The sequence below is a fragment of the Sphingobacterium sp. 40-24 genome, assembly GCF_001899705.1.
GTDB classification, from domain to species: Bacteria; Bacteroidota; Bacteroidia; order Sphingobacteriales; family Sphingobacteriaceae; genus Sphingobacterium; species Sphingobacterium multivorum.
The window spans coordinates 1-17,986 of record NZ_MKWH01000009.1 but is presented as its reverse complement, the minus strand read 5'-3'; the positions used below and the strand labels follow the sequence as shown (position 1 = coordinate 17,986).

Annotated in this window: 18 protein-coding genes; 12 read left to right on the top strand and 6 right to left on the bottom strand. The window is 41.2% G+C overall.

Features of this window, described 5'->3' with window-relative positions; all coding sequences use genetic code 11:
• Window positions 1-54 precede the first annotated feature (54 nt).
• Together BGP15_RS03385 and BGP15_RS03380 are read right to left on the bottom strand one after the other, a co-directional pair.
• The gene (locus BGP15_RS03385; RefSeq protein WP_286768681.1) at window positions 55-447 is read right to left on the bottom strand and encodes a hypothetical protein; all 393 of its coding nucleotides are present in this window, start codon (window positions 445-447) and stop codon (window positions 55-57) included.
• Between the two features lie 217 nt (window positions 448-664).
• Window positions 665-1,636 (bottom strand): helix-turn-helix domain-containing protein, encoded by a 972-nt coding sequence (locus tag BGP15_RS03380; protein WP_286768680.1) that lies wholly within the window; start codon window positions 1,634-1,636, stop codon window positions 665-667.
• A gap of 322 nt (window positions 1,637-1,958) precedes the next feature.
• On the opposite strand from BGP15_RS03380, the gene BGP15_RS03375 reads away from it, so the two are divergent.
• The 8 genes from BGP15_RS03375 to BGP15_RS03340 all read left to right on the top strand — a co-directional run bounded on the left by BGP15_RS03375 (window position 1,959) and on the right by BGP15_RS03340 (window position 7,235).
• Entirely contained in the window at window positions 1,959-2,087 is a 129-nt protein-coding gene (locus BGP15_RS03375) for a hypothetical protein (protein WP_286768679.1), read from the top strand.
• A gap of 85 nt (window positions 2,088-2,172) precedes the next feature.
• Window positions 2,173-3,090: a hypothetical protein gene (locus BGP15_RS03370; RefSeq protein ID WP_286768678.1), complete on the top strand. Its 918-nt coding sequence runs from the start codon at window positions 2,173-2,175 to the stop codon at window positions 3,088-3,090.
• 184 nt (window positions 3,091-3,274) lie between these two features.
• Window positions 3,275-4,303, top strand: coding sequence for a hypothetical protein (locus BGP15_RS03365; protein ID WP_286768677.1), 1,029 nt, complete (start codon window positions 3,275-3,277; stop codon window positions 4,301-4,303).
• 26 nt (window positions 4,304-4,329) lie between these two features.
• Window positions 4,330-5,103 carry a LytR/AlgR family response regulator transcription factor gene (locus BGP15_RS03360; RefSeq protein ID WP_286768676.1) on the top strand — a complete coding sequence of 258 codons (774 nt, stop codon included), beginning with the start codon at window positions 4,330-4,332 and terminating at the stop codon, window positions 5,101-5,103.
• A 136-nt stretch (window positions 5,104-5,239) separates the two neighbouring features.
• Complete coding sequence (locus BGP15_RS03355; protein WP_286768675.1) at window positions 5,240-5,518, top strand: hypothetical protein; 279 nt, start codon at window positions 5,240-5,242, stop codon at window positions 5,516-5,518.
• Between the two features lie 380 nt (window positions 5,519-5,898).
• Window positions 5,899-6,477, top strand: a complete 579-nt coding sequence (locus BGP15_RS03350; RefSeq protein WP_286768674.1) for a hypothetical protein — start codon at window positions 5,899-5,901, stop codon at window positions 6,475-6,477.
• Window positions 6,478-6,480: 3 nt separating this feature from the next.
• Window positions 6,481-6,933: a DUF5675 family protein gene (locus BGP15_RS03345; RefSeq protein ID WP_286768673.1), complete on the top strand. Its 453-nt coding sequence runs from the start codon at window positions 6,481-6,483 to the stop codon at window positions 6,931-6,933.
• A gap of 23 nt (window positions 6,934-6,956) precedes the next feature.
• A complete protein-coding gene (locus tag BGP15_RS03340) occupies window positions 6,957-7,235 on the top strand; it encodes a hypothetical protein (protein WP_286768672.1) in 279 nt (92 codons plus the stop codon).
• Window positions 7,236-7,439: 204 nt separating this feature from the next.
• On the opposite strand, the gene BGP15_RS03335 is transcribed toward BGP15_RS03340, so the two are convergent.
• The 3 genes from BGP15_RS03335 to porL all read right to left on the bottom strand — a co-directional run bounded on the left by BGP15_RS03335 (window position 7,440) and on the right by porL (window position 11,189).
• On the bottom strand, window positions 7,440-8,609 hold the full coding sequence (locus BGP15_RS03335) for a homing endonuclease associated repeat-containing protein (protein WP_286768671.1): 1,170 nt from the start codon (window positions 8,607-8,609) through the stop codon (window positions 7,440-7,442).
• A gap of 201 nt (window positions 8,610-8,810) precedes the next feature.
• The gene (porM, locus tag BGP15_RS03330) at window positions 8,811-10,346 is read right to left on the bottom strand and encodes a type IX secretion system motor protein PorM/GldM (protein WP_286768670.1); all 1,536 of its coding nucleotides are present in this window, start codon (window positions 10,344-10,346) and stop codon (window positions 8,811-8,813) included.
• Window positions 10,347-10,376: 30 nt separating this feature from the next.
• Entirely contained in the window at window positions 10,377-11,189 is an 813-nt protein-coding gene (gene porL, locus BGP15_RS03325; protein ID WP_046673819.1) for a type IX secretion system motor protein PorL/GldL, read from the bottom strand.
• Between the two features lie 741 nt (window positions 11,190-11,930).
• On the opposite strand from porL, the gene BGP15_RS03320 reads away from it, so the two are divergent.
• The 4 genes from BGP15_RS03320 to BGP15_RS03305 all read left to right on the top strand — a co-directional run bounded on the left by BGP15_RS03320 (window position 11,931) and on the right by BGP15_RS03305 (window position 16,580).
• Window positions 11,931-13,022 (top strand): mechanosensitive ion channel family protein, encoded by a 1,092-nt coding sequence (locus tag BGP15_RS03320; protein ID WP_286768669.1) that lies wholly within the window; start codon window positions 11,931-11,933, stop codon window positions 13,020-13,022.
• Window positions 13,023-13,099: 77 nt separating this feature from the next.
• The gene (locus BGP15_RS03315; RefSeq protein ID WP_286768668.1) at window positions 13,100-14,182 is read left to right on the top strand and encodes an endonuclease/exonuclease/phosphatase family protein; all 1,083 of its coding nucleotides are present in this window, start codon (window positions 13,100-13,102) and stop codon (window positions 14,180-14,182) included.
• A 104-nt stretch (window positions 14,183-14,286) separates the two neighbouring features.
• A complete protein-coding gene (locus BGP15_RS03310; RefSeq protein WP_286768667.1) occupies window positions 14,287-15,417 on the top strand; it encodes an acyltransferase family protein in 1,131 nt (376 codons plus the stop codon).
• Window positions 15,414-16,580, top strand: coding sequence for a C1 family peptidase (locus BGP15_RS03305; RefSeq protein WP_286768666.1), 1,167 nt, complete (start codon window positions 15,414-15,416; stop codon window positions 16,578-16,580). Before BGP15_RS03310 ends, BGP15_RS03305 begins: the two co-directional genes overlap by 4 nt.
• Before the next feature lie 2 nt (window positions 16,581-16,582).
• On the opposite strand, the gene BGP15_RS03300 is transcribed toward BGP15_RS03305, so the two are convergent.
• Window positions 16,583-17,839: a tyrosine-type recombinase/integrase gene (locus BGP15_RS03300; protein ID WP_286768665.1), complete on the bottom strand. Its 1,257-nt coding sequence runs from the start codon at window positions 17,837-17,839 to the stop codon at window positions 16,583-16,585.
• Window positions 17,840-17,986: the final 147 nt, after the last annotated feature.

The window sequence follows — 17,986 nt, the reverse complement described above, 5'->3', positions numbered from 1 at the left end:
CAAGAAAACCGAAGGCTAAAAGACTTCGGTTTTCTTATTTAAAGAAACAGCATCTTATTCGGATCGAAAGGAGGTGACCGTTTCATTCGGTGTACCGCTGCTTATCGCATCATTGATTCTTTGCGATACGGTTTTTCCTGTGCTTCCGACCATTGCGCTTAAATCTGGCTGGTTTGAATTTGAACTGCTTGCCGGAGCATTTAAGTTACATACAGTTTCAGGTGTGTTGTTGCATGATGTGCTTTCTCCTTTTGAATATTGTGATGGACTATCAACATTGTTATTAGCAGGATCTACCGCCCCGTCGAAATGCCATTCTTCGGTTTCAGCTTTTGTTTCAACTTTGATTTCTTCTTTTTTATCATGGGCATTAGCACCGATAATAATACCTGCAATTAAGGCCCCTGTACCCAGTGCGCCAATAATTCTTTTTGCAATTGTTTTCATGTTTTTATGTGTTTAAGTTTATCCTTGTCGCTTATCCTTATTATCCTCCTGGATCGGCCGTGGAGCTGTTTCCTATTGACCGGCCGGGCATCTCCCTGTCCTCCGATCTGTTATCTTTTACCAAAGTTAGCGCAGTAAACTGCCTTGGATGTATGACTTGTAGGTACGTAGTTGTATGATTTTTTGTGGAATATGGGGGATGGATAGGGATGTTTCTTTATTTATAAGCACTCGGACAGATTCCCGTCTGTTTTCGAAAAAAAGTCGAAAAATTTTGCTGTTGCCCATAGCCGCAGTAGTTTGAAACTTCCTTGACAGAATACCCTGCAAGAAGTAAATCTTTTGCTTTTTGAATTATGAGCGTATTCCACGTTTGTCTGGGAGTCTCACCGTAGACGGTTTTGTATAACTTATCCAATTTACTGATGTCGATCTGCAGCTGGTCGGCAATAGCCTGTATCGAACTGCTACTAAAAGTCTGCATCACCTGATCCCTGATCATTTGTTTGGCCCTTTCCGCCAGGAATTGTTCAGGATCTATCTTTTCATAGTGTTCAAAATTTTTATAAATGGCGATATCAAATAGGTCATAGACAAGTTTTACAACCATAGCTTCGTTGTCTTTATGATAAGTGAAAAAATGCTCTTCAATTCTTGAAAGCTGATAGCTTGTCTTTTCTTTGATTGGCCATATTGCACTTTGGTAGAGCCGTTTCTTGTCGTGTAGATGTGCTCTGCTAAATTTAAATAGAAAGTGATCTTCTTTAAATATGGCTGATCGAATAAAACCTATATCGACCAGAACACCATAAATAAGGTAGTCTCCCGGTACAAGATCAGTTTGCAACTTCCCTTTGGAAATATAAACATAACGAGCACACCCCGAGGGCAGCTGCGCTTGGCTACTATTGGTGGTATGGGTCAGTACAAGGGGCGAAGGGGATTGCTTATTATATAACAAATGATAGTCTGATTTAGTGGTTTTCACTGACATTTGAAAGGTTTTATTTACCTGGGCCTGCACGCGATAGAATATGACGCTATGGTAGTCAATATATTCTTCTACCAATTGAATACCAGTATCTTCATAATACTGTACCTGTGAATCGGCCAGCTCAGGCAAAAAGGCTTTTACCTTATGAGAAAAGTCGGCCACCTTGGGCAAGATAAAATGAAATGTTTTGATCATAGGATATGCGGTTAATCAGGTTTTACAAAAGGCTCAATCCATGTCTATAAAAGTAAAATCGAGGTTTGAGAGATACCTAAAAAAATGATAGATGACCTATTTCTGGGGAAATCATGCAAAAAACAAGGATATCTGACATCTTCTCTTGTTTCTTAGTGCATCAATGTCAATTCGCTTTCTTTTTTTGTAACATACCATTCTTTTCCTTTTTTTGAAGGATTTCAGCCACATTTGATCGTTAGCTAATCAATTTTAATGCATGTACAGCCAGCGGGAGAGGCCTGACCCGTATCGTTGCAGGCCGGTGTTTAATTCAATTTAAATGAACGAGAACATACAGACAAGCGATCAGATCGTCAATCTGGCATTGACCATGTCCCAGATGATGCAGCTATTTCCAGAAATAGGAGATGTTGTCGACGATGAAAAATGCTGGGTAGAGATCCCTTAACGCGAATGCAGCATCGCTTCCTGCTTGGAGGCGATGCTAATCACTGATTGCATAATTATAACCTAATTTTTAGACCACAATTTATATGAACAATAATCAATTGACCAAGTCTTTTTGGTTCGCCAACGTTTGGAATTTTTTTCCAGAGTTTACGGTAGAGGATCTTGAAATAAACTACCTGAAATGGAGCGCTTACAGAAAGTCTTTTGCTAAGATACTGCAATATGCACAACTGGACCAAATGCTGGATCCCGCCTGCCTGGAAATACTGCCAACCAATCTTACCGGGATTGTCATCTCTTTCCATTATGGCCCATACCGTCTGATACCGCACTATTTGCTTGCAGCAGGCTATAAAATCTCGGTCCTCGCGTCGTCAAAAATCATCCAGAAGGAACGCGATGCGATGCAAGAGCTGTTACAGATCAATGAGTTACAGCAAGGGCACCTACGGTATATCGATGCATCGCGACGCACAGTGCTCAAAAATATTTTGTCCGACTTAAATGAAAATCGCCTGATATTAGTGTACCTGGATGCGGACGAAGGGATAAACCGTTTGGTCGCCAAAGGGAGGCAATCCCTGTTTAAGGTCCCTGTTGCTGGAGGTAAGCTGTATTTTCATGCGAGCATAGCACAGCTTGCTTTCCGGTTTCGTATCCCGCTCTCTTTTCTATTGATGGAAAAAAATGAGCATAATGGGCGGTGGAATCTGGCTTTATCAAAAAAGCTGAGCTGTAAAAGAGCGGAGCAATCTGCGGTATTTATGAAAAGGTTTGAGAGAACATTAAACTCGACGGTAAATTGCATCGTCATGAAGGAATGGACAGCGTGGGAAAACTGGCCCCTGATACATTTTTATCAACCGGATCTGGCGCAAGCGAGGGTAGGTTGGCGAAATACTCCCACATGGATGATCCCTGTATGCATACAACAGCGTACTTTTCTTTTCGACATAAAAAACTGGCAATATTTTGAGCTTAAAACAGCTGATTTGCCATAAGGGTAATAATTATGAAATCAACTAAATGAGCTGATGGATACTTTCTTGATAAGGAGTGTGTTTCCTTTTGAGGAAATATTATTGCGCTTATATTATTTTGTATGCTTTATTTTTTGCAATTTAAGTGTCTATAGGACACCTATTACAGCTGAGATCAATTGCCTTAAGATATTAACAGGATATAATGGAAGATAGACGGACCAAAATAACCGAGTTTTTCACGCGGAGCTATACCTTATTTTTTATTGGGACAGGGCTGCTGCTGATGTTCCTGCTCAAAATAAATTTGCAGGTATGGCATCGATTAACAATTCGACATCTGTTGGCCTTAACGGGACCATACTTATTTTCATTTGCGCTCTATTGGCTTGCCATAAAAATATTCCAAATAAGTGGTTTATATAGCAGGCTGCTGGTCGTATTATTGGCCGGCAGTTGGTACTACTTTAGTATAGATTTTTGGGTATACTATACCTATTCATGGCTACCGGCGCACGGCATTTCTTTTGTGGGTAAACTGACCGATTATCGGTTGATGCAATTTCATAATCGTATAGAGGTAGGCAATCTGTTGACAATAGGACTAGCTGCTGTCGTACACCTCATTAATAAATATTGTTCATTTCGGATGAAGTTTCAATTACTAAAAATGAGGCTGGATACAGACAGACTGGCCGGGCGCCTGTCCATGCATTTCGTGAAAGAATGGATCAAGATCGTACAGTATAATAAATTGCTGCACCGTAGCGATACACTTAAACTCTTTCGGTACATAAATGCAGTGACAGCCAATCGAAAAGTCAAAGTCTCTATCGCCGAAGAGTGGTCGCAGCTTCAGGTAATGGCATCTTGTTTTACGGATCGCTTAGTGCTATTTAAGGGGGAAGAAGTTCTTTTGGCAACTGATTGGAGCCGGTCTATAATCGCCGCATGCATGCTTTCTTGGTTTGAAAATGCCCTGAACTATAGTCCGCGGGGTGTAAGGGGTAAAATTATTATGGAATGGACCCGTATGGATGGCCAGCTGCGGTTCCAGATGATCAATTACGTCAGCGGACAGTCTTCAGATGGGCATACAGGGGTGGGCAATAAATTGCTGCACGAATTATTCAATGCTGTTTTGCCCGAAACCTACCGGATTGAATATCACGAACAGAATTCCATTTTTAGCGTCCAGCTTACGCTGCTCCAAAAATCAGGGAATACGATTTAACCAAGTGTTTTACCAAATAGTATAGTATGCCAATTATCACTATTCTTATCGTTGATGATTTTCGTCCGGATGCTGAGAAACTAAAAACTCTTTTAGAAAAAACAAATTTAGATCTTCTTATTGATGTTGTGGATAACAAAAAAGATGCGTTGCAAAAAATCCACTCCAGCAAGTATGATGTACTCTTTATGGATATTGTGCTGAATCGGAGAGCTGAGGATACTGTGCTCAATGGAATGGATCTTTATGAGTCTATTGATGCGAAGAAAAGACCTGAGATCGTATTTGTGACGGAGCACGAAGCATTTTCGCTGCGCTCATATCATTTGGATGCTGCCGACTTTATACCCAAACCGGCTTCCTATCCGATGGTCTGTAGAGCGCTAGAAAATGCTTTTCGACGTTTGGCTGTTCCGATCAATCTCAAGTTTAGGCCACAGCCTGAATTTGCCTTTATCGAAATGTCCGATAAAATTTGTCAAAGAGTACAGTTCAGTGATATTTATTTCGTTCAGAAAGTGAAAGGAGAAAATGAACTGGCTTTTTTCGAAAGAAATATGAGATTGGATGGGTTTGGCAAACCAGTGCCCCGAAAGGCAAAAAAGACCATAAAAGAAATTGTCGATTTTCTACCGGCAAGCGAATTTGTTCAGGTGGATCAATCGACCCTAGTTAATATGAACTTTATTATTTCCTTTTTGAAGGGTAAAATTGTGATGAGTGAGGGCCCTCAGCGCTCATTCGCCGTTACGCGCAGTTATATCAATGATCTCCGGCAGAAACTTCACGTGTTTGAATGAGCAGACGGATACTTCGCATAGCTATGCAGCTAACAGCTGATGACTGTTCAGAATCGGAGGTCTATTGCTCGTATGTCAAAAGGGGTGAATTAAACTGAATTAATAAACCGAATGATAGTCAAAATAAACAAAGATTATGGAAAAATTTTTTGAAGAAGTAAGATCCGAATTACGCGCGCTCGTACAGGCTGTGCAGGTAATCGCCACGGAAGCGCAGCATTTAAGCCAAAACCTGGCCAATAGCGCGGTGGAAATATTGGATAATACCGATCTTAAGGCATTGCTTCATATACGGGACACTAAATTGGGGCAAATCAAAGCCCAGCTCCCTATTTACAATCTCGACGGCAAAGATTATTACTTTAAAAATGAGATTGCAGCCCACATCAGGGCAAACCCCAAAAAGCAGAAATAGCGAAGGAGATATAATTGCCCGGATTTTATGTGGACCGGATCTGGGCAATTTTACGCTTCACGCTAGCCTGGCACAAGAAACACACTACAACAACTAAACGATGACCCTTTCTAAGCCCTTGTTAAGCACAAGGATAACATAGTCATTGACACCCATAGCCGCTATTTACTGACGGCTGCACATATTCCGAGTTCAGATCTGAGTGTAAATCCTACCGTCGTTTTTAAACGTTTTCCATCAGAATTAAACGTATTTCCTCGCATCATTTTCCCGCTATTGACATAGCTTGATTTGGCTTGCATATTTGTATCGTCAAGGCAATGATGGGCGCCCTTTATTGTGACAGTCAACAGAATATTTAACATTTAAAAACAAACGCAATGGCTAAATCAAAAGACAATGTCATCATGCAAGGAGCATCTGGTACAATAGGTAAGCTACTTGTTTTCAGGCAACGCGGTGATCAGACGATTATTGCCCGCCGTCCGACTTCGCAAAATAAAAAGGCACCCACATCGAAACAGCTTGATGTACAAAATCGTTTTATCGATGCTTCGCTGTATGCCCGTACAGCGATACAGGATCCTGACCTAAAGGCGGCCTATCAGGCCAAGGCAACTATTAATCAGACGGCTTTCAATGTAGCTTTTAAAGATTACTTTACGGCACCGGTCATTCGCCGTTGGGACGATAGTGGTTACCAAGGGAATGCCATGGATCAGATCTTGTTTATGGTGAAGGATATTATGGCAGTGTTGAAAGTACAGGTCGGAATTTTCGATGCAAATGACTTGGAGCTGGAAATTGGGATGGCGCAGGACATGGACGGCCATGGGGTATCCTGGATGTATCAGGTGCAAGCTGATAATCCGAATTTCGAAAATGCGAAATATCGGGTAACCCTGACGGACACGCCAGGGCACGAATATACCTATGAATTTGTATATGGCAATCCGTAAGGTATGGAACTGACACTCAAACGTGTTCGGCAGGGGAATAATAGTACCCTGTCCGAACTCTACATCAACGGAACATTCCAATGTTATGGTCTTGAAGACACCGTACGCGATGTAAAGATAAAGGGCCGGACAGCAATTCCCGCGGGAACCTACAAACTTGGGATCAACCTCGAGGGGAGTATGAATGCTGCTTACAAAAAGCGTTTTCCAGATATGCATGATGGGATGATCGAAATTAGGAATATTTCCCATTTCAGTCTCGTCTATATTCATATCGGCAATACCCATGAAGATACGGAAGGCTGCCTGCTGGTCGGAACCTATTTTCATAAAAGCAACGATGATTGGGGTGTCTATCAATCGGCCGAAGCCTATAAACAGTTGTATCAGACCATAATTGAAATGGTGAAAAATGGGGGCGCGACTTTAATTATCGAGAATAGATTTAGGGGTTAGTCTTACTAAAAAAAGTTAGATCAATGGAAAAAATACTAAATAAAATTACGAAAGTCCTGCAGGTGATCCTGCTGGCGCCCGTAAAGTTGCCAAATAAAGCCTTGAATATTGTCAAATATATTGCGCTCGGGCTTGGTATTGTAGAGTCCGTCCTAGAAAAAGATAAGGACGAATCTGCGAATGGAAAGACAGCTGCTTCGGCAGGTGTGCTGAACGAGAGCCCACAGGGTAATGATCCGGATAAGGATAAGAAAATAGTTGCGGGAATTCTTAAGAAAGGAGGGGCGGATGCGCTGGAGTGACGTTAAACTTTCTACCATTGGCGGAACGATTTGTGGCGTCTGGGCGTCGTTTTCAGTAGGCGGACTATTGTACAGTGCGTTAACTGCCCTTGTCGGGACACTCGTCAGTTTTTTGTTGAGTCGATGGTTAAATCGCTTTTTCAGAAAAAAATAGAAGTTAGGCATCTGCATCAGCAGGTGCCTATACCAATAAATCAATTGCCCTTACAGCTTTTTAGCGTATCGTGGTTTTTTGAGTATATTGCGTAGCTCCTCTTCGGAATATGCTTTGCAATTTGCTGGAATTAGTTTAAATCCGCAGACCAGTCGTAGTCCATTAATATTAAAAAATCGTCTTTCGTAAACCTCTCTGGAATAGCCTGTAAGTTCGAGAAGTTTTGAACGAGGCATGCCGTTGGCAAAGCCATGTTCGATACTTTTACGTTTATAGAGATCGGCGAGTTCCTTTTTGCTCAGTTTGCACGGATGGGGTGCCTGGTGTGCCGGCTCCAGACCGATGGACTGTAAAAATTTGTTTAGAGGAAGACCAGTTTTCCAAGTCATAGCTCCCACACTGACTCGCATTTTGGACTCAAGCTCTTTGGTTGTTGGTGGGCGCTTTAATTCTTTCGCCAGGTTCAGATAATGATCTTGTATACTGAATTTGGTTACAGGGATTTTGGTTCCGGCCATATAACATAACTTATTCCAGCCGAATTTTTCTTTAAGATACCAAGCTGATGGATAATTATACGGTTTGAGACGTTGGTAATCTTTGCAATATTTAATTTTGTGTTTTTTGATCAATTTGATCACATTTTCCTTGGCTTCAGACTCTGTCATCGTGGTTATTCGAAAATATGAACTTAGGCTTGCATATTCAAGCACATCTGCCCATGTAGTGACTTTAAAATGGGTAAAGTATGATCGATAGTTATATAGCCCATTTTTATGAAGACAATCTGCGATAGTTGGAGAGCGGCGGTGTTTGATATAAAATTTGACCAGTGAATTTTTAAGTTTTCCGATAGATGGTATCCGACGGTCATTGGGATCAAAACCTCCCGCTGCAATAAATTTGTTCCATGAACCAAAATATTTACGGATGCTCGTGGATTTCGCTGAAAACTCCCTGCGCATAGGTATACGGGCATGCTCATTGTAAAAATCGTTTAGTAATAAAAATAGTTCGCGTTTGACTTGTTCTGCTGTCTTGGTTACATTGGGCTGAAGGCCAGCTGCAAGGATAAAATTGTTCCAGCTACCAAAATAGCGCCGGGCAAGCGTATTGATGTTTTCCATTTCCCGGCGAACAGGGGTACGCCCGTAATGCTTATAAAATTCCTGGACTTGCGAAAAAGCTTTTTGTATTGTCTTCTCAACAGTAGATGTCAAATCGTATTTCTTTTGTTGGTTTTTAACTATGGTTTATTTTATTGAATATAATGATTTATTTTTAAAGAAATGGAATTTTATTGGTAGTTACAGCTGTAAATTTAGAGGTGAATGACAAATATGAGGGGCGAATGATCACAAAAAACAAAGCCCCTGTTTCTATTCAGGGGCTTTCTTCTATAGGATAGCTATAGGATTATATTAATTGGCCGTCAAAGCAACTGCATTGAGCTGTCTAGATGTTCCATCAGGACCTACAGCAACGATATTGTCGAAGATCACGCGTGTGCCCGGTACAATGCCATTAAGGGCTGAAGACATGCTTGAGCTTAACTGGCCTCCAGAAGTCGATAACACAATAGCATCTGCACGCGGCTTGGCAATAATCATCGTAAATTTGGTTACCCTAAAAGTTGCATCAAAGTCAAAATTATCCAGTTTTGCAAAAAGAGCATTTTGCGCTTTCAATGCTACGGTAGCCATTGATCCACCTGTTTTGCCAGCAAACTTGGCAATCGGATCAGGAATGCGTTTCACACGGAATTCTGTCGAACTCAAGGTTTGTGTTTTTCCTGGCGCAACCTCAGCCGAAACCGAGATATGTGCAGTACCCGGAGAACTTACTTTCACGTTATATTTACCGCCTCCGGCGCTGGAAATACTACCGCCACTCATGCTGACACGGATTTTATCGGTGGATGTACCCGGAGCTGACACCGATATCGGATTGTTTACACCAATATACAGTACATTCATTTTGTCTGGCGATACGACAGCCGAAGGACGCGCGACTTGATAGGTTTGTACAGGTGTCCGATATTCTTTATATGATCCGTCGGTTTGTTTTACTTTGATCACACCGGTCCAGGTATAGATACCTTCACGACTTGTATTGACTGAATAAACACCTTTTCCATCCACCACCTGAAGCGATGAACCATTAACTGAAATGGCCGGTTCAGATTTGGAATCGGACGCCGTCAGAAATACCTCGGCTTTGTAAGGTTGACCTTGTACCAAGTAAGAAGTCGGAGCTACAGCAACTGCTGCAAATTTATCCAGATTCACGACGGCCTGATCCATTTTTCCTAAGATCAGCTTGACCACATCAGATTCTGCGTTTTGCGCGTCAGTCTGTATTTTGGTCAAAATTGTCATGGCTGCGGTCAAAGGTGTACCACTGCCAAAATTAATTTCCTCCCAGGATTTTTTGCCGTTTACAGCCTTCTCCGGATCTTTCGCCTCCAAAGAGAATGAAACCATTTTTTGTTCTTCAGGTGTCAGTAGGGCCAATAGTTTGGTACGCGTGGTATTGATTTTGTCTTTTAAGAGCGTACCCTTTTTCTCGTTGATCATCAGATTGGGGGAGATGTCTTCGTTTTCACGTTGAGCCAGATCGCCCTTTTCTTCATCATAGCCACCGCCTTGTTTAACGAACTCTTCTTTTAATGAAGCGATATATTGATTGAGTTCCCCTATAATAGCCTGTGCTTTTTTAGCCTTGTCATAAATGGGCTTGGCACGTGCGGGCTCTTCCTTTAATTTGGTGTTTTCGAATGCGGTGAACAGCTGCTGAACGGCCGTGCTGACATTCGACTTGGATGTTTCGAGACTGTTGTTGATATTTTTGAATGCATCCAAGATGGAATCCGGTACATTGAGCGCCAATAAGGCGAGCAAGACCAGATAGAGGATGCCAATCATCCTTTGTCTTGGAGTTTCTCTTCCTAATGCCATTGTTTTTGATTTAAGTAATACAAGAATTAATTACACACGCGGTTGATTCATCGCGCTCAACATATTGCCATAGATGGCATTCAAGGCATTGAGGTTTTTCGCTAGCTTGCCCACTTCATCTTTAAATGCTTTGGAATCATCCAGCGATTCGTTGAAGTTCTGCATGGTAAAGCTTAGGTTCTCATAAAACTTGTTCATCGATTGTAAATGTGAGGCTGAATCGCGTAACTCACGCTCATACATCGCATTTAATTGACTTAGATTGGTCGTCAGACTTTTTACCTGCTCGTGGTAGTTGGATGTATCACCTGAGGTGTTCGACATGGCGACGAGGTTTTGCGAAGCTTTTTCGAAAGCGAGACTTAGGTTGTCAAATTTGGAAGTCGCTGTTCTGAGCTTATTCGTAAATTCCTCTGTTGCTAATGAAACATCAGACAGTTTATTGATAGCTGATACCTTTTCACTGAAATCACGCAGACCACGACCGAGGTTTTCAATGCTTGCGGGTTCAATATTGGCATCGGCAAACATTTTGTCCAAAGCTGCAGTGGCCGATGGGCCAGCGGGTTGAGCAACCACAGTTTTTCCTCTTTGTGGAAGTTCTCCATTAAAATTGTCGTCCAATTCAGGATAAACGCGGGTCCAGTCCGGTTCCGGTGCTGGCGGGTTGAAACCCATTAAAAAGAAAAGGAAGGCTTCTACACCTAAACCGATTCCGATCATATAGTTGGCTGTTGTGCCGCCGATATGGAGAATCTTAAATAGTACCCCGATGATGACGATACTCGCTCCCCAGGATATGGCCACATTCAGCCATCTAGAATTGTCTTTTTTCTTGCTCATTTTTTTTATCAGTGTTTGGTTTAATTTTCTTGGAAAGTTTGAAATTCCTACGCTTTAAACTTTATTATAAACGGTAAATACCTTTTTTATAGTATGTTTAAATGAAGCATGCTATATAAAGCCAGTTATCTGTTTGTAATTGGCTCTTTAGGCTCAAAAAACATACCAAAAGGCTATTCATCAGGAGTAGGATATGTAGATACTGAGAATTTAAGCTAAGAGTTGAGGATTAAATATAAAATAAAAAAAGGTTTTCACTCGGGGAGAATGAAAACCTTCAAATAACCAATTATAAACCTATCAAGGTGATGTAAATATATGGTTTTTTTTGTTGTGTTTGTAATTTTAATCTGTTTTTAATCTGATTTTTTAAATAATAAATGGTTTTTGTTGATATTTTAGTTCTATCTGTCGTTTATTTTGTATTTTTTTATCAATATTCTATTTTTTATTGTTTTAATATCTATTTTTTTGTGATAAATGGGTGTTTTATTTGATTTTTTTACTTGTTCTGTATTGAATAATGACGTATTTGTGTGGTTTTAATTGTGTGGAAGGCGTAAAATTTTATTTCAGATCGCATTTTTTGGAGAGGTAAATGCTCGTCTATGTTTAGCAACATGCATAAAAATATTCTTAGTTATCCTTTCAACCGATTTTTCTCAAAATAAAACAAACGTTAGACCTTCATGGCAGTTATACTTTAATGAGATATAGTCGTAAACATAAAGAAAGAACAATATGATGAACGAAACATTAATTCAACTTTCACAGACCTGGCCCGCTTGGCTCTGGAATATTGCATTAATCCTCTTTTCATTTTTGATCGGTATCCTGATTAAACTCATATTTATTCCCCTACTACGGCGTCAGGCCATCCAACAGGAATCCTACTCCCTTTTCCGTTCCTTTATTAGGCGCTTTAATCGTGTGCTGAGTGTGTTTATCCCATTGATTGTTTTCAATAGTCTGCTGCCCTTTGCCCAATTTAACGAAAGGACACTCCGCGTGGTCAGCAAAACCAACGAGCTTTTGTTGGTCAGCTTTTTTGCCATTGTGCTGATACAGGGTATTAAGGTTTTTGAAGATTATCTCTATCATCGTTTTGATATTAACAAGGAGAATAACCTGCGCGAACGAAAGATCAGGACGCAAATCGTCTTTATCCGGAAAGTGGTGGTTACCCTGATCATCGTGATTTCTTTGGCGATTATCCTATTAAGCTTTGATAGTATGCAAAAGATCGGCGCCGGATTGCTCACAGGCGTGGGGGTGGGCGGAATTATCATCGGTTTTGCTGCACAGAAGTCTTTGGGAAATCTCCTCGCTGGCTTTCAGATTGCTTTTACACAACCTATACGTATGGATGACGTACTGGTGGTAGAAGGGGAATGGGGGCGTGTGGAGGAAATTAATCTGACCTACGTGGTCGTCAATATCTGGGACAAACGCCGCTTGGTACTGCCCATTACTTATTTTATCGAAAAGCCGTTCCAAAATTGGACGCGCACGACTTCGGAGATATTAGGCACCGTATTTATCTATACAGATTTTACAGTACCTGTCCAGCTATTGCGTGAGAAACTGACGGCCTTACTCACCGGACATCCGCTTTGGGACGGTCAAGTAAACGTGCTTCAGGTGACTGATTTTAAAGAGCGTACCATGGAGGTCCGCTGCCTGATGAGCTGCCGCAATTCGGGGCAGGCTTTTGACCTGCGCTGTTTTATCCGCGAGGAAATGATAGCGTATATCCACATAAACTTCCCGAATGCACTAGCCAGGACAAGGGTGGATTATCAGGAAGGTTCAGATGCGAAATTGAATAGCTGAGGAGTAATCGCAGACGATGGTCTGTTGAAAATAAGCGTAATTTGTTTAAGTTTGTTTAAAATGTTAGCCCTAACGATATGCTGATTTTCTATACTGTCTTTTCAGGGATATTAATTCTACTGAGTGTATTACCCTTTATCCAAAGCCAACATTGGATCTTTCGGGTAGCTGAATTTGTGAAGCTGCAGCTGCTGGTATTTCAGCTGCCAGCATTGGCATTGGGTTTTTATCTCGTGGGGAAAGATTCTTGGATCTGGTACTTGCAAGGTGTACAGCTGGCGCTGATTGTATACCATGCCTATATATTGATCCGCTATACCAAATTTTGGCGTCGCGAAAAATATGAAAAGGGCAAGGATGCATCTGATAGTATCAAAGTGATCTCTTGTAATGTGCTGCAATTCAATACGGCTTATGACCGCTTTATTGGCCTGATTCAAAAAGAACAGCCAAATATCTTTTTGACAATGGAAAGTGACGCCGCATGGGAAAAAGCCTTGCGTGTACTGGAAAAGGATTATCCCAATTTTGAGAAGGTAACGCTGGACAATACCTACGGCATGCATTTTTATACCAATCTGAAGATCAACAAATGTGAGGTGCATTATTTTGTAGCCGATGATATTCCCAGTATTGAAGCTGAACTGGAAACTGCCGATGGGCATCGTTTTGTCTTTTTTGCCGTTCACCCGCCGCCGCCGAGTCCGACCGAAGAGGAAACTTCCAAAGAAAGGGATGGCGATCTGCTCAGTGTGGCTAAACGGGTGCGCGATTATAAAATGCCCGTAGTTGTCACAGGAGATTTTAATAATGTGGCCTGGGCCAAATCTTCCCTTTTGTTCAAAAAAACCAGCAGATTGATCGATGCACGAATCGGACGTGGCATTCTTTCTACCTTTCATGCCAACTATTGGTTTTTCAGAGTGCCGCTGGATCTGTTGTTTCATAGTCCGACCGTATTTATTGACAAGCTATTTATCTATCCATCAGTTGGGTCCGACCATTTTCCAATGGGCTGTACATTTTTTATCGATCGCTATTCCGAAGAACAGGCGGAAGATATTGAACATTTGGAAGCTGGTGATATGGCGGATGTCAATGAGATGATTGCTGAGGGTAAAGAGGAAGAAAGCGACAATCGAATTCCAGAAGGGAAATAGGGAAGTTAAATTCCGTATCGGCTTTCTTTTTAATGAAAAAAGGAAGAAAATTTGTTTAAAATGCTTAATTTAACGATACTAAGCAAGATAGCCAAATCCAATCCATGGAAAGAGATCATTCTTCTTCGTTAACTTCGGCAATGCTCTTGTCGAAAACTATCGATTTTCTCCGCTTCCCCCTGATCGTAGGGGTCGTATTTATTCATACTGATTTTTCGAATATCGTCATTCAAGGTTCAAAACAGGTTAATACGCTCCATTTTCCTGTTTTCGCACACATTTTCTTCTTGTTTTCGAAGCTCGTCTTCGAAGTCTGTGTGCCGCTTTTCTTTTTTATCTCAGGCTTTCTTTTTTTTTATCGTACGGAGTCCTTCACGTTTGAGGTCTATCTCAAAAAATTAAAGAGCAGGCTGCACAGTCTGTTTATTCCTTACATTTTTTGGAACTTCGCAGTACTGCTTTTTTTCTTTCTGGCACAGACTTTTTTCAGTGGACTTTTATCGGGCGCCAATAAGCCAATTGTTCAGTACAGTATATCAGATTGGCTTTGGTCTTTTTGGGATACTTCGCATATCCATGTCCAGGCAACAAAAAACTTACCCATCAATTCACCTTTTTGGTTTATCCGTGATCTCATGGTGCTTGTGGTCCTGTCGCCCATCGTTTATATTTTAATTAAAAACTTACACCTATTCGCAGTGCTGGTAATAGGCGTCATCTGGGTCTGCAATCCCTATTTTTATCTGCCTGGTTGGAGTACGGTTGCTTTCTTTTTCTTTTCGGCAGGGGCTTACTTTAGTTTGCATAAGAAGAATTTTGTACTCCTCATGAAGTCTTTCTTGCCCTGGCCAATTCCATGTTATATCCTGCTGCTCGTATCGGCATTTTATAGTTTGGGCGAAGACTGGTGGAGCTATAGCTACTGTGCCAGTGTATTGGCAGGCTTAATAAGCGTGGTTGCAGTAACCGCCTGCTTTATCGAAAAGGGACGCTGGCGGCCCAATTACTTTTTGGCCAGCGCCAGCTTTTTTATATTTGCTTACCACCGTTTGCCATTGGTTTTTATTATCAAATTCTTATTTAACCAGATTAGACCGCAAACGGATGCTACGCTGCTGTTTTTGTATTTTCTCTGCCCAGCTATTGTTATACTGTTGGGACTATTGTTTTATTGGGCTATGAAGAAACTGTTGCCCGGCTTTACGGCCGTTATTTGCGGAGGTAGATTAGCATGAAAAAAAAGAATTGGATTATTTTAGCATTCATCGTTGCTATATTGGCAGCCGTAGCCATACTTTATAGATATTATTATCCGAAAAATATAAAGTTGCTCAAGTCGGAGTTTGTTTTTACGGAGTTGATCCGATTGAAAAGCACAACAGTGAAGAACCAGGGAGCTTCCAATACCTGTTGGTCTTATACCGGGAATTCTTTTCTCGAATCAGAAATGATCCGAATGGGTAGAGATCCTGTAGCGATTTCGCCGCTATATACCGTCAGGAAGGCTTATCTTGAACGAGCGAGAAACTACCTGCGCCTGCACGGTGGCCTAAAATTAAATGAGGGCGGACAGCTTCACGATGTCATGCAGATACTGCGCTTTCATGGGGCAATGCCTAGAGCTGCCTACACGGGAATTAAAGCGGGTAAAAGCTCGAGCAACTTCAAGGGCCTGCGGGCTGTACTCAACAGTAGACTATCCAATATGTTAAAAAGCAGGGAGCTGAAAAAGAGCTGGGAACAAGATGTGGAGGTGCTAATGAATGACTATCTGGGCAAAGTTCCCGTTAATTTTGATTATCAGGGTAAATCGTATACAGCACTTAGTTTTGCTGATCAGGTGATAGGCATCGATCCAGATCAATATATTCATATCGCTTCTGTAACCACTGCGCCCTACTACAAACCATTTGTTTTTTTGATTCCCGACAATTGGTCTTTCAGTCAGTTTTATAACTTACCAATGGAAGAACTAACAGCTGTTATTGATCAGGCTTTAAAAAAGGGCTTTACTGTAGCGTGTACAGTTGACATTTCGGAACCTGGTTTTTCCTGGCCTTATGGCATCGCGTATGTTCCCCAAAAGTCGGCATCGGACATGACATCGGAAGAAAAGAAGACGCAATTCGTCAGGCCACAACCTGAACGTAAAGTTGATGCTATGGAGCGCCAAAGCGCATTCGATGCATGGCAAACAACAGATGATCATGCGTTACATATTATTGGCTTAGTAAAAGATCAAAACGGAAAAGAATACTATATAGCCAAGAATTCTTGGGGCAGGGGAAATGCCTTTCAGGGCTTTGTCTACCTCACGAAAGAATATGTACGCTATAAAAGCACAGCCTTGATGCTTCACAAAGATGCTCTTGAACCATCTTTGAAAAACAAATTGTAAAACTAGCTGCTCAGTGGTTGCTGTTGCGGTCTGCTCCGATTTTGATATATGTTTTCCAGGTAAGTCCCTAGTGATCGGGTACGTTCGGTATCCACATTGCTGATATACCGCTGAAACATCTGTTCTGTACTATGTCCAGTCGCATCCATCAACAATGCTGTAGGAATTTTACCATAAAAATTTGTGGCAAAACTCCTACGGCCGATATGGCTGGTAATCGCTTCACATTTTGGAATAAGCTGGTCTGAGGAACGGAATCCGTTCCGTTTCCTGACTTTTACCAGTGTGGTAATACCTGCAAGACGTGTCACTTCCTTGATCTGCTCATTATATTTTTGAGCAGTCATTTTATGGGGGAAGCGATGCCCATTATTCGACATAATAATTAATGCCGTAGGATGAAGTGGAAGTAAAATGCTTTTCTGTGTTTTCTGTTGGGTGAAGGATAAACAGGGCTTGCCGTCCAGAATCTCCATCATATCCAGATTGAAATTCATAAAATCGGACACACGCTGGCCGGTGTAACAACTGATTACCAGCCAGTCTTTTGCAGCCTTCAGATGGACTGGCACTTCTATATTTTTTATTTTGCTAATTTCATCTTCACTGAGGCTTATAGCACGATTTATTTTTTTGACCTTGGGCAGTTCTAACTCATAAACAAAAGTTCGCACCCCTCTTTTTTCTAAAAAATTAAGCACTGTGCGCACAAAATGTATCGTGCGGTGTATGGTGCTTACACTGTAGTTTTCGGCTTCACCATAAGCAATAAATTGCTGTACAAAAATACCGTTCACCTGATCCAACATCAGATGTTTTTGCTGATACCCCTCAAAACGTTTTAATAAACGAAAAAACACGAGGTAGCGTTTGTGTGTGGTTGAAGTAATGAGGTGAATTCGGCTTTTGATAAAATTGTCTACGCTTTGTAGCAATCCACCTGCTGGAAGAGAAGGCGTCGCCTCTGAGCAGCATTTTTTGACTAAGCGATTGACTGCCCGAATAGAAAAATCCTTTTTACTCGACTTTAAGTCAGAGAGATAAGTAGCTATTGCAATCTTCAGTGCATCCAGCTTTGTATTTAGCTTTTTAAAGTTTTTTAGATAAATATTAGTAGGGCGCTGTTTCTCCTCGTCCCATTGAGCAGGAATAATTTTTAAAGGAGTTTTAATAAGAAGTTGCTGTTGTTGATCGTCAACAAATGCAAGGTAGATGAATGATATTGAAGTAGGATTCAATAAGGTAAAATTAAAAATCATGAGGTAAACTTTTTGCTATTGTCTGAGCATAAAGATACTAGATTATACAGATTAGTCTAATTCAGACTAGAAAAAAAACATTACAATCTGATTACAAATAAGTTAAGTAGAAAAGTTTTTGATTTTTAACTTGTCTTTTGTACAATT

What these genes read in the sequence shown, in the direction of transcription:
- BGP15_RS03305 (WP_286768666.1), top strand. Translation starts at nt 15,414, where the DNA reads ATGAAAAAAAAGAATTGGATTATTTTAGCATTCATCGTTGCTATATTG.
- BGP15_RS03375 (WP_286768679.1), top strand. Translation starts at nt 1,959, where the DNA reads ATGAACGAGAACATACAGACAAGCGATCAGATCGTCAATCTGGCATTG.
- BGP15_RS03345 (WP_286768673.1), top strand. Translation starts at nt 6,481, where the DNA reads ATGGAACTGACACTCAAACGTGTTCGGCAGGGGAATAATAGTACCCTG.
- BGP15_RS03340 (WP_286768672.1), top strand. Translation starts at nt 6,957, where the DNA reads ATGGAAAAAATACTAAATAAAATTACGAAAGTCCTGCAGGTGATCCTG.
- BGP15_RS03370 (WP_286768678.1), top strand. Translation starts at nt 2,173, where the DNA reads ATGAACAATAATCAATTGACCAAGTCTTTTTGGTTCGCCAACGTTTGG.
- BGP15_RS03310 (WP_286768667.1), top strand. Translation starts at nt 14,287, where the DNA reads ATGGAAAGAGATCATTCTTCTTCGTTAACTTCGGCAATGCTCTTGTCG.
- porM (WP_286768670.1), bottom strand. Translation starts at nt 10,346, where the DNA reads ATGGCATTAGGAAGAGAAACTCCAAGACAAAGGATGATTGGCATCCTC.
- BGP15_RS03385 (WP_286768681.1), bottom strand. Translation starts at nt 447, where the DNA reads ATGAAAACAATTGCAAAAAGAATTATTGGCGCACTGGGTACAGGGGCC.
- BGP15_RS03300 (WP_286768665.1), bottom strand. Translation starts at nt 17,839, where the DNA reads ATGATTTTTAATTTTACCTTATTGAATCCTACTTCAATATCATTCATC.
- BGP15_RS03350 (WP_286768674.1), top strand. Translation starts at nt 5,899, where the DNA reads ATGGCTAAATCAAAAGACAATGTCATCATGCAAGGAGCATCTGGTACA.
- BGP15_RS03355 (WP_286768675.1), top strand. Translation starts at nt 5,240, where the DNA reads ATGGAAAAATTTTTTGAAGAAGTAAGATCCGAATTACGCGCGCTCGTA.
- BGP15_RS03320 (WP_286768669.1), top strand. Translation starts at nt 11,931, where the DNA reads ATGATGAACGAAACATTAATTCAACTTTCACAGACCTGGCCCGCTTGG.
- porL (WP_046673819.1), bottom strand. Translation starts at nt 11,189, where the DNA reads ATGAGCAAGAAAAAAGACAATTCTAGATGGCTGAATGTGGCCATATCC.
- BGP15_RS03360 (WP_286768676.1), top strand. Translation starts at nt 4,330, where the DNA reads ATGCCAATTATCACTATTCTTATCGTTGATGATTTTCGTCCGGATGCT.
- BGP15_RS03315 (WP_286768668.1), top strand. Translation starts at nt 13,100, where the DNA reads ATGCTGATTTTCTATACTGTCTTTTCAGGGATATTAATTCTACTGAGT.
- BGP15_RS03380 (WP_286768680.1), bottom strand. Translation starts at nt 1,636, where the DNA reads ATGATCAAAACATTTCATTTTATCTTGCCCAAGGTGGCCGACTTTTCT.
- BGP15_RS03365 (WP_286768677.1), top strand. Translation starts at nt 3,275, where the DNA reads ATGGAAGATAGACGGACCAAAATAACCGAGTTTTTCACGCGGAGCTAT.